This window comes from Pseudomonas wuhanensis, assembly GCF_030687395.1.
Classification (GTDB): domain Bacteria; phylum Pseudomonadota; class Gammaproteobacteria; order Pseudomonadales; family Pseudomonadaceae; genus Aquipseudomonas; species Aquipseudomonas wuhanensis.
The window spans coordinates 4,978,336-4,991,472 of record NZ_CP117430.1 but is presented as its reverse complement, the minus strand read 5'-3'; the positions used below and the strand labels follow the sequence as shown (position 1 = coordinate 4,991,472).

At 60.2% G+C, this 13,137-nt stretch carries 10 protein-coding genes and 1 riboswitch; of the genes, 9 read left to right on the top strand and 1 reads right to left on the bottom strand.

The genetic code is table 11. From position 1 onward, the window contains the following. The first annotated feature begins 203 nt into the window (after positions 1 to 203). The 7 genes from PSH88_RS23035 to astE all read left to right on the top strand — a co-directional run bounded on the left by PSH88_RS23035 (position 204) and on the right by astE (position 8,107). Positions 204 to 1,424, top strand: a complete 1,221-nt coding sequence (locus PSH88_RS23035) for an aspartate aminotransferase family protein (RefSeq protein WP_007904683.1) — start codon at positions 204 to 206, stop codon at positions 1,422 to 1,424. Positions 1,425 to 1,626: 202 nt separating this feature from the next. Then, positions 1,627 to 2,646, top strand: a complete 1,020-nt coding sequence (gene aruF, locus PSH88_RS23030; RefSeq protein WP_095634598.1) for an arginine/ornithine succinyltransferase subunit alpha — start codon at positions 1,627 to 1,629, stop codon at positions 2,644 to 2,646. A gap of 87 nt (positions 2,647 to 2,733) precedes the next feature. Further along, positions 2,734 to 3,759, top strand: a complete 1,026-nt coding sequence (gene astA, locus PSH88_RS23025) for an arginine N-succinyltransferase (RefSeq protein ID WP_095051595.1) — start codon at positions 2,734 to 2,736, stop codon at positions 3,757 to 3,759. Beyond that, positions 3,756 to 5,225, top strand: coding sequence for a succinylglutamate-semialdehyde dehydrogenase (astD, locus tag PSH88_RS23020; protein WP_305427045.1), 1,470 nt, complete (start codon positions 3,756 to 3,758; stop codon positions 5,223 to 5,225). Before astA ends, astD begins: the two co-directional genes overlap by 4 nt. A gap of 167 nt (positions 5,226 to 5,392) precedes the next feature. Further along, positions 5,393 to 6,739, top strand: a complete 1,347-nt coding sequence (gene astB, locus PSH88_RS23015; RefSeq protein WP_305422850.1) for an N-succinylarginine dihydrolase — start codon at positions 5,393 to 5,395, stop codon at positions 6,737 to 6,739. A gap of 54 nt (positions 6,740 to 6,793) precedes the next feature. Next, a complete protein-coding gene (locus tag PSH88_RS23010; protein WP_007904718.1) occupies positions 6,794 to 7,084 on the top strand; it encodes a hypothetical protein in 291 nt (96 codons plus the stop codon). A 12-nt stretch (positions 7,085 to 7,096) separates the two neighbouring features. Continuing rightward, positions 7,097 to 8,107 carry a succinylglutamate desuccinylase gene (gene astE, locus PSH88_RS23005; RefSeq protein WP_305422849.1) on the top strand — a complete coding sequence of 337 codons (1,011 nt, stop codon included), beginning with the start codon at positions 7,097 to 7,099 and terminating at the stop codon, positions 8,105 to 8,107. 128 nt (positions 8,108 to 8,235) lie between these two features. Here astE and PSH88_RS23000 read toward each other — a convergent pair whose 3' ends face one another. Beyond that, a complete protein-coding gene (locus PSH88_RS23000; RefSeq protein ID WP_237884060.1) occupies positions 8,236 to 8,745 on the bottom strand; it encodes a 6,7-dimethyl-8-ribityllumazine synthase in 510 nt (169 codons plus the stop codon). A gap of 100 nt (positions 8,746 to 8,845) precedes the next feature. Continuing rightward, positions 8,846 to 9,016, bottom strand: a riboswitch (FMN riboswitch). A gap of 299 nt (positions 9,017 to 9,315) precedes the next feature. Here PSH88_RS23000 and ltaE point away from each other — a divergent pair. Both ltaE and alaS read left to right on the top strand, forming a co-directional pair. Next, complete coding sequence (gene ltaE, locus PSH88_RS22995) at positions 9,316 to 10,320, top strand: low-specificity L-threonine aldolase (protein ID WP_305422847.1); 1,005 nt, start codon at positions 9,316 to 9,318, stop codon at positions 10,318 to 10,320. Positions 10,321 to 10,466: 146 nt separating this feature from the next. Beyond that, on the top strand, positions 10,467 to 13,088 hold the full coding sequence (gene alaS / locus PSH88_RS22990; protein ID WP_305422845.1) for an alanine--tRNA ligase: 2,622 nt from the start codon (positions 10,467 to 10,469) through the stop codon (positions 13,086 to 13,088). The last annotated feature ends 49 nt before the right edge of the window (positions 13,089 to 13,137 follow it).

Genomic DNA, 13,137 nt, shown 5'->3' with positions numbered 1-13,137 from the left:
CCTCGCAACCTGCCGCAAACCCCGCAGGCAGTTTAAACTGCGCCTTTGCGACGCTATTTGTCGCATTGCCGTAAACCCGGGCAAAACCTGTGTTCGCGCTATAAGAAGTTGTCGCTTGGCGGCAAGGCCCGGCTGAAAACTGTCCTTACAATCCCCCCATCGCTCGCCAGTTTCAGGCGAGCGTTCCTCTTCAGGAGACTCCGATGTCCGTTGAGCACGCTGCGGTAGAACGCGCCGATTTCGACCAGGTAATGGTTCCCAACTACGCGCCAGCCGCTTTCATTCCTGTGCGTGGCGCCGGTTCCCGTGTTTGGGACCAGTCTGGCCGCGAGCTGATCGACTTCGCCGGCGGGATTGCCGTTAACGTATTGGGCCATGCGCATCCGGCGCTGGTCGCTGCATTGACCGAGCAGGCGAACAAGCTGTGGCACGTGTCCAACGTGTTCACCAACGAGCCGGCCTTGCGTCTGGCCCATAAGCTGGTCGACGCCACGTTTGCCGAGCGTGTGTTCTTCTGCAACTCTGGCGCCGAAGCCAACGAGGCCGCTTTCAAGCTGGCCCGTCGTGTGGCCCATGACCGTTTCGGTACCGAGAAGTATGAAATCGTTGCCGCGCTCAACAGCTTTCACGGCCGTACCCTGTTCACCGTGAACGTTGGTGGCCAGTCGAAGTACTCCGACGGCTTCGGTCCGAAGATCACTGGCATCACCCACGTGCCTTACAACGATCTGGCCGCGCTGAAAGCCGCTGTTTCCGACAAGACGTGCGCGGTGGTTCTGGAGCCGATCCAGGGCGAAGGCGGCGTATTGCCGGCCGAGCTGTCTTACCTGCAAGGTGCTCGTGAACTGTGCGACGCGCATAACGCGCTGCTGGTTTTCGACGAAGTCCAGACCGGCATGGGTCGCAGCGGCAAGCTGTTCGCCTATCAGCATTACGGCGTGACCCCGGACATCCTGACCAGCGCCAAGAGCCTGGGCGGTGGTTTCCCGATCGCAGCAATGCTGACCACCGAAGACCTGGCCAAACACCTGGTCGTCGGTACCCACGGCACCACGTATGGCGGTAACCCGCTGGCGTGCGCTGTTGCTGAAGCGGTGATCGATGTGATCAACACGCCAGAAGTGCTGAACGGCGTCAATGCCAAGCACGACAAGTTCAAGACCCGTCTTGAGCAGATCGGCGAGAAGTATGGCCTCTTCACTGAAGTCCGCGGTCTGGGCCTGCTGCTCGGTTGCGTACTGAGCGATGCCTGGAAAGGCAAGGCCAAGGACATCTTCAACGCCGCCGAGCGTGAAGGCCTGATGATTCTGCAAGCCGGCCCGGACGTGATTCGTTTCGCGCCAAGCCTGGTGGTTGAAGACGCCGATATCGATGCCGGCCTGGACCGTTTCGAACGCGCCGCGGCGAAGCTGACGCAAGCCTGATAGTCCCTTCGACGCCTGAACTGTTCAGGCGTCGAACCAATTTTTATGTGCCGGGCACCGTAAATGTGGGAGCGGGCTTGCCCGCGATGAGGGCCTGACAGCCGACTTCATTGTTATCTGACAGGACGCTATCGCGGGCAAGCCCGCTCCCACATGAGCCGGGCATTTTTCTAATGAATTTTTTCGAGAAAGGAGTGACACCATGCTGGTGATGCGCCCCGCGCAAATGGCTGATCTGGGCGAGGTACAGCGTCTGGCTGCGGACAGCCCGATTGGTGTCACTTCCTTGCCGGATGACGTTGAACGCCTGAGCGACAAGATCGCGGCAAGCGAAGCCTCGTTCGCCGCCGAAGTCAGCTTCAACGGTGAAGAGAGTTATTTCTTTGTCCTCGAAGACACGGCCACCGGCAAGCTGGTCGGCTGTTCGGCCATCGTTGCCTCGGCCGGTTATTCCGAGCCGTTCTACAGCTTTCGTAACGAAACGTTCGTGCACGCTTCCCGCGAACTGAAGATCCACAACAAAATCCACGTGCTCTCCCAGTGCCACGACCTGACCGGCAACAGCTTGCTGACCAGTTTCTACGTGAAGCCGGAGTTGGTGGGGTCGCCTTGGGCTGAGCTCAATTCCCGTGGTCGCCTGTTGTTCGTGGCCAGCCATCCGGAGCGCTTTGCTGATTCGGTAGTCACCGAGATCGTCGGTTACAGCGACGAAAATGGCGACTCGCCGTTCTGGGATGCCATCGGTCGCAACTTCTTCGACCTCAACTACGCCGAAGCCGAGCGTCTGTGTGGCCTGAAAAGCCGCACGTTCCTGGCCGAGCTGATGCCGCATTACCCAATCTACGTGCCGTTGCTGCCGGACTCCGCTCAAGAGGCGATGGGCCAGGTGCACCCACGGGCGCAGATCACTTTTGACATCCTGATGCGCGAAGGCTTCGAGACCGATCACTACATCGACATTTTCGACGGTGGCCCGACTCTGCACGCCCGCGTCTCGGGGATCCGTTCGATCGCCCAGAGCCGTGTAGTGCCGGTGAAGATCGGTGAGCCGGTCAAAGGTGCCGGTCGTCAATATCTGGTGGCCAACGCCCAGTTGCAGGATTACCGCGCCGTTTTGCTTGAGCTCGATTACGCGCCGGGCAAACCCGTAACCCTGGATCTTGAAGCGGCCGAAGCCTTGGGCGTCGGTGAAGGTGCCAGCGTGCGCCTGGTGGCGGTTTAACGCCTGCTGCTATGCCTATAAAGAATGAATGCTTAGTAAAGCAGCGAGTTTCACGGGTGGCGTCAGCGGCCCGTTTGAGGAGATAGCATGATCGTTCGTCCCGTACGCAGCAGCGATTTACCCGCTCTGATCGACCTGGCCCGCAGCACCGGCACCGGCCTGACCACCTTGCCGGCCAACGAAGAGCGTCTGGCCCATCGGGTCGGCTGGGCCGAGAAGACCTTCCGCGGCGAAGCCGGGCGGGGCGATGCGGACTACCTGTTCGTGCTCGAAGACGACAACGGCCGCGTGGTGGGCATTTCCGCCATTGCTGGCGCCGTCGGTCTGCGTGAGCCCTGGTACAACTTCCGGGTCGGCCTGACAGTCAGCGCCTCGCAAGAACTGAACATCTATCGCGAAATCCCGACGCTGTTCCTGGCCAACGACCTGACTGGCAACTCTGAGCTGTGCTCGCTGTTCCTGCACGCCGATTTCCGCACTGGCCTCAACGGTCGCATGCTGGCCAAGGCGCGGATGCTGTTCATCGCCGAGTTCCCGCAACTGTTCGGCAACAAGATCATCGCCGAAATGCGCGGTGTGTCCGATGACGCCGGGCGTTCGCCGTTCTGGGAAAGCCTGGGCCGGCACTTCTTCAAGATGGAGTTCAGCCAGGCCGATTACCTCACTGGCGTGGGCAACAAGGCGTTCATCGCCGAACTGATGCCGAAATTCCCGCTGTACACCTGCTTCCTGTCGCCAGACGCGCGCAACGTGATCGGCCAGGTTCACCCGGATACCGAGCCGGCCCTGTCGATGCTCAAGAGTGAAGGGTTCAGCTATCAAGGCTATGTCGATATTTTCGATGCCGGCCCTGCGGTGGAATGCGAAACCACCAAGATCCGTGCAGTGCGTGACAGCCAGGCGCTGGTGCTGGCCATCGGCACCCCGGGTGACGATGCCACGCCATTCCTGATTCATAACCGCAAGCGCGAAGACTGCCGGATCACTGCCGCACCAGCACGCTTCGCCGCCGGCACTTTGGTGGTCGATCCGCTGACCGCCAAACGTCTTCAACTCAACGCTGGCGATCAAGTGCGCGCCGTTCCGTTGTCTGCTGCTCGGGAGTCGAAATAATGAATTCGCTATACATCGCCGGTGAATGGCTGGCTGGCCAGGGTGAAAGCTTTCAATCGGTAAACCCGGTGACCCAGCAAGTGCTGTGGGCCGGCGAAGGTGCCACGGCCGGTCAGGTCGAGTCGGCCGTGCAAGCTGCACGTCAGGCGTTCCCGAGCTGGGCTCGCCATACCCTGGAAGAACGCATCAGCGTGCTGGAAGCCTTTGCCGCTGCGCTGAAGAATCACGCTGACGAGCTGGCTCGCACCATCGGCGAAGAAACCGGCAAACCCCTGTGGGAAGCGGCGACTGAAGTCACCAGCATGGTCAACAAGATTGCGATCTCGGTGCAGAGCTACCGCGAACGCACCGGCGAGAAGAGCGGCCCGCTGGGCGACGCCACGGCGGTGTTGCGTCACAAGCCACACGGTGTGGTGGCAGTGTTTGGTCCTTACAACTTCCCCGGCCACTTGCCGAACGGTCACATCGTACCGGCGCTGCTGGCCGGTAACAGTGTGCTGTTCAAGCCCAGCGAGCTGACCCCGAAAGTCGCTGAGCTGACGGTCAAGTGCTGGATCGAAGCCGGTCTGCCGGCTGGCGTGCTGAACCTGCTGCAAGGCGCTCGCGAAACCGGTATCGCCCTGGCGGCGAACCCGGGCATCGACGGTCTGTTCTTCACCGGTTCCAGCCGTACCGGCAATCACCTGCACCAGCAGTTTGCAGGTCGTCCGGACAAGATCCTCGCGCTGGAAATGGGTGGCAACAACCCGCTGGTGGTGGATCAGGTCGCGGACCTCGATGCCGCCGTTTACACCATCATTCAGTCGGCATTCATTTCTGCCGGTCAGCGGTGCACTTGTGCCCGTCGCTTGCTGGTGCCACAAGGCGCCTGGGGCGATACGCTGCTGGCGCGTCTGGTGGCGGTCAGTTCGACGATTGAAGTCGGGGCGTTCGATCAGCAACCGGCGCCGTTCATGGGCTCGGTGATTTCCCTCGGCGCTGCGAAAGCGCTGATGGATGCGCAAGAACATCTGCTGGCCAATGGCGCCGTGGCGCTGTTGGAAATGACTCAGCCTCAGGCTCAGTCTGCCTTGCTGACCCCCGGTATTCTGGACGTGACAGCGGTTGCTGATCGCCCGGACGAAGAGCTGTTCGGTCCGCTGCTGCAAGTGATCCGCTACGCTGATTTTGAAGCGGCGATCGCTGAAGCCAATGACACTGCTTATGGCCTGGCGGCTGGCTTGCTGTCGGATTCCGAAGCGCGTTATCAGCAGTTCTGGCTGGAAAGCCGCGCAGGTATCGTCAACTGGAACAAGCAGTTGACCGGTGCTGCGAGCAGCGCGCCATTCGGCGGTGTCGGCGCCTCGGGTAACCATCGCGCCAGCGCCTACTACGCCGCAGATTATTGCGCGTACCCGGTGGCCTCGCTGGAAACCCCGAGCCTGGTGTTGCCAGCGGCCCTGACGCCCGGCGTGAAAATGGCGTAACGCCCAATCGCGGGCAAGCCCGCTCCCACAAGGTCTGCGTGGAACACAAAATCTGTGAACACTGCTGAACCTGTGGGAGCGGGCTTGCCCGCGATGGCCGCGACACGGTCGCACTGAACAGTTAGTTACTGATGCCTAAAAAAACAGATTCTCGTGGAGCCTCGCTGATGAAATCCTATGAAGTCAATTTTGACGGTCTAGTGGGGCCGACCCATAACTACGGTGGCCTGTCCTACGGCAACGTTGCCTCCCAGAGCAACAGCCAGCAATCCTCGAACCCGAAGGAAGCCGCGCTGCAAGGCCTGGCGAAGATGAAAGCGCTGATGGAGATGGGCTTTCAGCAAGGCGTTTTGGCGCCACAAGAACGTCCGGACGTCGGCGCACTGCGCCGCTTGGGTTTCAGCGGCACCGACGCGCAAGTGATAGAGCGCGCTGCCAAGGAGGCAATGCCGCTGCTGGTTGCCAGTTGCTCGGCATCGAGCATGTGGGTGGCCAACGCCGCCACGGTCAGCCCGAGCGCCGATACCGCCGACGGCCGCGTGCATTTCACGGCTGCCAACCTGAACTGCAAATATCACCGCAGCATCGAGCACCCGACCACCAGTCGTGTGCTGGGCGCGATGTTCGCCGACCAGAAGCACTTTGCTCACCACGCCGCGTTGCCGGCCGTGGCGCAGTTCGGTGACGAAGGCGCGGCCAACCACACCCGTTTCTGCCGTGACTACGGTGAAGCCGGCGTCGAGTTTTTCGTGTTCGGTCGCAGCGCGTTCGACACCCGTTACCCGGCCCCGCAGAAGTACCCGGCGCGCCAGACGCTCGAAGCCTCCCAAGCCGTCGCGCGTCTGCACGGTCTGCGTGATGACGGCGTGGTTTATGCCCAGCAGAACCCTTCGGTGATCGATCAGGGCGTGTTCCATAACGACGTGATCGCCGTGGGTAATGGCGAAGTGCTGTTCTATCACGAGGACGCCTTCCTCGACACTGACCAGATGCTCGCTGAGCTGCAAGGCAAACTCGCCAAAGTCGGTGGGAAATTTCAGTCGATCTGTGTACCGCGTTCCGCGGTCACCGTTGAAGACGCCGTTCGTTCCTACCTGTTCAACAGCCAACTGCTGTCGCGTCCTGACGGCTCCATGCTCTTGATCGTGCCGGAAGAATGCCGTGGCAACGAGCGTGTCTGGCAGTACCTGCAAGGCCTGACCAGCTCTGGCGGCCTGATCCGCGAAGTAAAAGTTTTCGATCTCAAGCAGAGCATGCAGAACGGCGGTGGCCCGGCTTGCCTGCGGTTACGCGTCGCACTTAACGAAACCGAACTGGCGGCCGTCAACCAAGGGGTTATCATGACGGCACCGTTGTACGGCACATTGACCGAATGGGTCGACAAGCACTACCGCGACCGCATGACCGAAAACGATCTGGCGGACCCGCAATTGCTGCTTGAGTGCCGGACGGCACTGGATGAACTGACGCAAATCCTTAAACTGGGCGCGGTTTATCCATTCCAGATCAATTGAAAGTCGGCGCATGAATTGAATGCGCCGCGCTATCTCCAGACGAGAGCGTAAAACATGAGCGATACCCTGCAGCTGATCCTTGAAGACACCGACGGCACGCAACTGGAAACTTCCTGCACCCGTGTCGCGGTCATGTGGCAAGGCAAAGAGCTGTGGATCCAGCAGGACGGCCGCGGCCAGTTGCTGATCGGCGTGGACGTCGAAGAAGGTGACGCTGAATACGCCAACCTGCTGCTGCGCCCATTGGCGACTAATCTGGTAAGTCTGCAACTGGAGATGGAACCGGCCGACGTCGGTGATGATGAGGACCACGTACACGGCCCGGATTGCAATCACGACCACTAAGGAAACCGCTCTATGCTCGCCCTCGGCAAACTGCTTGAACTGACCCTCGCCGGCCGCGAACCGGCGGAGAAGACTCAACTGACTGTCGAAGGCGTGCGGATGCGCTGGTTGAGCGAAGGTGCGCTGGAAGTCCGGCCACCTGAAGCCCGCGACAATGGCCTGGACCTGCTGCTCTCAGCCGGCATCCATGGCAACGAAACAGCGCCGATCGAGCTGCTCGATCGCCTGTTGCATGACATCGCCCGCGGTGACTTGAAGCCGCGCGCACGTATTCTGTTCCTGTTCGGCAATCCCGAGGCCATCCGTCGCGGTGAGCGTTTCATCGAGCAGGACGTCAATCGGCTGTTCAACGGTCGGCACGAACAAACCAGCGGTTCCGAGGCGTTGCGCGCTTGTGAGCTGGAGCGGCTGGCGGCGACTTTCTTCAGCCTGCCGGATCGCAATCGCCTGCACTACGACCTGCACACGGCGATCCGTGGCTCGAAAATCGAGCAGTTCGCCCTGTACCCCTGGAAGGAAGGCCGTCAGCATTCACGCCAGGAGCTGGCTCGCCTGCGCGCCGCCGGTATGGAGGCGGTGCTGTTGCAGAACAAGCCTTCCATCGTCTTCAGCTCCTACACCTACGACAAGCTCGATGCCGAGTCCTTCACCCTGGAACTGGGCAAGGCCCGGCCGTTCGGGCAGAACGATGGGGTCAACGTCAGCCTTCTTGAGACCCGCCTGAAGCAGATCATCGAAGGCACCGAGCCGCCAATGACCGACGAAGGGCTGGATGGCTTGCAGTTGTTCAGCGTCGCGCGGGAAGTCATCAAGCACAGCGATAACTTCCGCCTGAACCTGCCGGCGGATATCGAAAACTTTTCGGAGTTGAAGGTGGGTTATGTGCTGGCTGAGGATATCGCCAATACCCGCTGGGTCATCGAAGAGAAGGGCGCCCGGATCATCTTCCCGAACCCCAAGGTCAAGAACGGCCTGCGCGCCGGCATCCTGATCGTGCCGACCACCGACGAAAACCTCGCCTGACTTCCGCGCAATGATCGTTCCCACGCTCCGCGTGGGAATGCAGCCCGGGATGCTCCGCGTCCCTGCCGAAGCGGACGCAGAGCGTCCATTTAGGCATTCCCACGCAGAGCGTGGGAACGATCATACGACTAGACCGCTACTGCGCGGGGTTCGCTACGACGCAACGCACGCATCTTGTGCAGCGTATCCGCACAAGTCTTCGCCGCTTCCTGACCTTTATGCACGAAATGCTCGAAGAAGAACTTCTGATGCTCTTCGCCAGCATGGAAGTGGTGCGGGGTCAAAACCACCGAGAACACCGGTACTTCAGTTTCCAACTGAACCTGCATCAGGCCGCTGATCACCGACTGGGCGACGAATTCGTGGCGATAGATGCCGCCATCGACTACCAGGCCCGCGGCGACGATGCCGGCATAACGGCCGGACTTGGCCAGCAACTTGGCGTGAAGCGGAATTTCAAAGGCGCCGCCGACTTCGAAGAAATCGATGTCCGACTCTTGATAACCCTGAGCAATCATTTCGGTGACGAAGCCTTTACGGCTCTGATCAACGATTTCCTTGTGCCAGCAGGCCTGGATGAACGCGACGCGCTCGCCCTGATGGTTTTTGCTTTTGCTATCGATTGCGGTGGGTTGCATGTTCTGACTCCTGTTTGTGTGAAAAACAGGGCGTTATGAATCGAATGGGATTTAAGGGTACGCACGCTCGCATCAGCGGCAGGCGGCCCTTTGGCGTTAATCCCGTTCTCTCTTCATCCGGACTATGACCGTCGGCCCCGGAATCACACCGGGTCTGCTGACCTTGCCGCCATCACAGCCATTGCTGTACCTGACGCCAAGCGCTCGCGGGCTATGCGCATTGCGCGCAATTACCGCCGGTGGGGAATTACACCCCGCCCTGAGAACGTTTTGCCGCCAGATTGTTTGGCGGCGAAGCGTTTTTAACACATATTCCCAGGGCGTGCATGGCCAATACCGGTCAATCAAAATGCAGAACCTGTGGGAGCGGGCTTGCTCGCGAAAGCGGTTTAACATTCAACGCAAATGTTGACTGTCAGTCCGCCTTCGCGAGCAAGCCCGCTCCCACATGGATTGTGCTTTCTCGAGAAGTAACGTGCCTTTTCCTCGTTCAAGGCTTGATTATTCGCCGACATGACCGCAGTAATTCCAATCCAAAAGGGATTTTCCCTGCTTACCGAGGCCAGATTCATGAGTGTTATCGATCTTCGCAGCGACACCGTCACCCAACCGACCGCAGGGATGCTCGACGCGATGGCCAATGCGGCCACCGGTGACGACGTTTATGGCGAAGATCCGACGGTCAACCGACTGGAAGCCGAGCTTGCAAATCAGTTGGGTTTTGCCGAGGCCTTGTTTGTCCCGACGGGCACCATGAGCAACTTGCTGGGCCTGATGGCCCACTGCGATCGCGGTGACGAATACATTGTCGGTCAACAGGCCCACACCTATAAGTACGAAGGTGGTGGCGCGGCAGTGCTCGGTTCGATCCAGCCGCAGCCGCTGGAAGTGCAGGCCGATGGTTCGCTGGACCTGGCGCAGGTCGCCGCCGCGATCAAACCGGATGACTTCCACTTCGCCCGCACCCGTTTGCTGGCGCTGGAAAACACCATGCAGGGCAAGGTTCTGCCGCTGGAGTATTTGGCCCGGGCTCGCCGTTTCACTCGTGAAAACGGCCTGGCGCTGCATCTGGATGGCGCGCGGCTCTACAATGCGGCGGTCAAGCTGGATGTCGATGCCCGGGAGATCACTCAGCATTTCGATTCGGTCTCGGTCTGCCTGTCCAAAGGCCTGGGCGCGCCGATCGGTTCGGTGCTGTGCGGCTCGGCCGAGTTGATCGCCAAGGCGCGACGTCTGCGCAAGATGGTCGGCGGCGGCATGCGTCAGGCCGGGATTCTCGCCGCGGCAGGGCTTTATGCGCTGGATAACAATATTCAGCGCTTGGCTGATGACCATGCCAACGCACAAATGCTGGCCGAAGGCCTGCGAACGGCAGGCTATGAGGTCGAGCCGGTGCAGACCAACATGGTTTATGTACAGATGGGCGACAAGGCCGAAGCGATCAAGGCCTTTGCCGCGACACGCGGGATCAAGCTCAGCGCTGCCGGTCGTCTGCGAATGGTCACGCACATGGACGTCAGTCGTGCGCAAATCGAGCAAGTCGTCGCCACATTTGCCGACTTTTCTCACAACTGACCGTGTTAGCCGTCCAATTGACTGTTTGTAACGTACAAACACGCTGTACCTAGCCACTAACGCCGATATAATGCGGCCCTTTGCCGTCGCTTCGTCTGTTGACGTTTCGCACAGGCCTTTGGCCGCAGCCTCCGTGGAAGAACCTAATGAAAAGCGCAGAAATCCGTGAAGCCTTCCTTCGCTTCTTCGAAGAGCAAGGCCACACCCGTGTAGCCTCCAGCTCTTTGATTCCGGGCAACGACCCAACCCTGCTGTTCACTAACGCGGGGATGAACCAGTTCAAGGACTGCTTTCTGGGCCAGGAAAAGCGCGCGTACACCCGCGCCGTCAGCAGCCAGAAATGCGTGCGGGCCGGCGGCAAGCACAACGACCTGGAAAACGTCGGTTATACCGCCCGTCACCACACCTTCTTCGAAATGCTGGGTAACTTCAGCTTCGGTGATTATTTCAAGCGTGACGCCATCACCTACGCCTGGAACTTCCTGACCTCCGAGAAGTGGCTGAACCTGCCCAAAGAAAAGCTCTGGGTCACTGTCTACGCCAGCGATGACGAGGCGTACGACATCTGGACCAAAGACATCGGCGTTCCGGCCGAGCGCATGGTTCGCATCGGCGATAACAAGGGCGCGCCGTACGCTTCCGACAACTTCTGGACCATGGGCGATACCGGCCCGTGCGGTCCTTGCACCGAGATTTTCTATGATCACGGCGCCGACATCTGGGGTGGCCCACCGGGCTCGCCGGAAGAAGACGGCGACCGTTACATCGAGATCTGGAACAACGTGTTCATGCAGTTCAACCGCACCGCCGATGGCGTGTTGCACCCGTTGCCGGCGCCGTCGGTGGACACCGGCATGGGCCTTGAGCGGATCAGTGCCGTGCTGCAGCACGTTCACTCGAATTATGAAATCGACCTGTTCCAGAGCCTGCTGACCGCATCGGCCAAAGCCATCGGTTGCACCAACGACGCTCAGGCTTCGCTGAAAGTCGTGGCTGACCACATCCGTTCGTGCGGCTTCCTGATTGCCGATGGCGTGCTGCCGTCCAACGAAGGTCGCGGTTATGTGCTGCGCCGGATCATTCGTCGTGCTTGCCGCCACGGCAACAAGCTGGGCGCCAAGGGCAGTTTCTTTTACCAGATCGTTGCGGCCCTGGTCGCTGAGATGGGCGAAGCGTTCCCTGAGCTGAAATCCCAGCAGGCGCACATCGAGCGCGTCCTGAAAGCCGAAGAAGAGCAATTCGCCAAGACCCTGGAGCAAGGCCTTAAGATTCTCGAGCAGGATCTGGCCGAACTCAAAGGCGACGTGGTGCCGGGCGACGTGGTGTTCAAGCTTTACGACACTTACGGCTTCCCGATGGACCTGACCGGCGACATCGCTCGCGAGCGCAGCCTGACCATCGACGAAGCAGGCTTCGAGCGCGAAATGGAAGCCCAGCGCGTCCGTGCTCGCTCCGCCAGCTCCTTCGGCATGGACTACAACAGCCTGGTCAAGGTTGATGTGGCCACCGAGTTCACCGGTTACACCGCGCACAGCGGCTCCGCCAAAATCGTTGCTCTCTATAAAGACGGGCAATCGGTTGACGTACTGAGCGAAGGCGAAGAGGGCGTGGTCGTTCTCAATCAGACGCCGTTCTATGCCGAATCCGGTGGTCAGATTGGTGATTGCGGCTTCCTCCAGGCTGGCGCTGCGCGTTTCGACGTGCGCGACACCACCAAGACCGGCGGTGCGTTCCTGCACCACGGCGTGCTGGATTCGGGCAGTCTGATCGTAGGTGCTCCGGTCGAGACTCATGTCGATGCCGAAGTGCGTCACGCGACTTCGCTGAACCACTCGGCCACTCACTTGCTGCACGCGGCATTGCGCCAGGTGCTGGGCGAGCACGTTCAGCAGAAAGGCTCGTTGGTCGACAGTCAGCGTCTACGCTTTGACTTCAGCCACTTCGAAGCGATCAAGCCTGAGCAATTGAAGGCGCTGGAAGACATCGTCAACGCCGAGATTCGCAAGAACTCCGAGGTTGAAACCGAAGAAACCGATATCGAAACCGCCAAGCAAAAAGGCGCCATGGCGCTGTTCGGCGAGAAGTACGGCGACAGCGTACGCGTGCTGAGCATGGGCGATTTCTCCGTCGAGCTGTGCGGCGGTATTCACGCCAACCGTACCGGCGACATCGGCCTGCTGAAAATCATCAGCGAAGGCGGTGTGGCCTCCGGTGTTCGTCGTATCGAGGCAGTGACCGGCGCAGCAGCGCTGGCCTACTTGAACGCGGCTGAAGAGCAACTCAAGGAAGCGGCCAACCTGGTCAAGGGCAGCCGCGATAACCTGATCGACAAGCTGTCGGCTGTGCTGGAGCGCAACCGTCTGCTGGAGAAGCAACTCGAGCAGTTGCAGGCCAAGGCGGCCAGCGCGGCGGGCGACGATCTGTCGGCTTCTGCCCTGGACGTCAAAGGCGTGAAAGTGCTGGCCGTGCGTCTGGACGGTCAGGACGGCAAGGCGCTGCTGGCGCTGGTCGATCAATTGAAAAACAAACTCGGCCGCGCAGTGATCCTGCTCGGCAGTGTCCATGAGGAAAAGGTCGTCCTGGTTGCAGGCGTGACCAAAGACCTGACTGGCCAACTCAAAGCCGGTGATTTGATGAAACAGGCTGCTGCGGCAGTGGGCGGGAAGGGCGGCGGTCGTCCAGACATGGCGCAGGGCGGTGGTACTGACGCTGGCGCACTGGATGCCGCATTGGCCCTGACTGTTCCATTTGTAGAGCAGGGTTTATAAGGCAGTGTGCCTGGCCCGCGGTCTAGTGGCGGGCCAGAACGCTGTTTGA

Coding starts and splice junctions, on each gene's coding strand:
- PSH88_RS23035 (WP_007904683.1), top strand. CDS start 204: ATGTCCGTTGAGCACGCTGCGGTAGAACGCGCCGATTTCGACCAGGTA.
- aruF (WP_095634598.1), top strand. CDS start 1,627: ATGCTGGTGATGCGCCCCGCGCAAATGGCTGATCTGGGCGAGGTACAG.
- astA (WP_095051595.1), top strand. CDS start 2,734: ATGATCGTTCGTCCCGTACGCAGCAGCGATTTACCCGCTCTGATCGAC.
- astB (WP_305422850.1), top strand. CDS start 5,393: ATGAAATCCTATGAAGTCAATTTTGACGGTCTAGTGGGGCCGACCCAT.
- PSH88_RS23010 (WP_007904718.1), top strand. CDS start 6,794: ATGAGCGATACCCTGCAGCTGATCCTTGAAGACACCGACGGCACGCAA.
- astE (WP_305422849.1), top strand. CDS start 7,097: ATGCTCGCCCTCGGCAAACTGCTTGAACTGACCCTCGCCGGCCGCGAA.
- PSH88_RS23000 (WP_237884060.1), bottom strand. CDS start 8,745: ATGCAACCCACCGCAATCGATAGCAAAAGCAAAAACCATCAGGGCGAG.
- ltaE (WP_305422847.1), top strand. CDS start 9,316: ATGAGTGTTATCGATCTTCGCAGCGACACCGTCACCCAACCGACCGCA.
- alaS (WP_305422845.1), top strand. CDS start 10,467: ATGAAAAGCGCAGAAATCCGTGAAGCCTTCCTTCGCTTCTTCGAAGAG.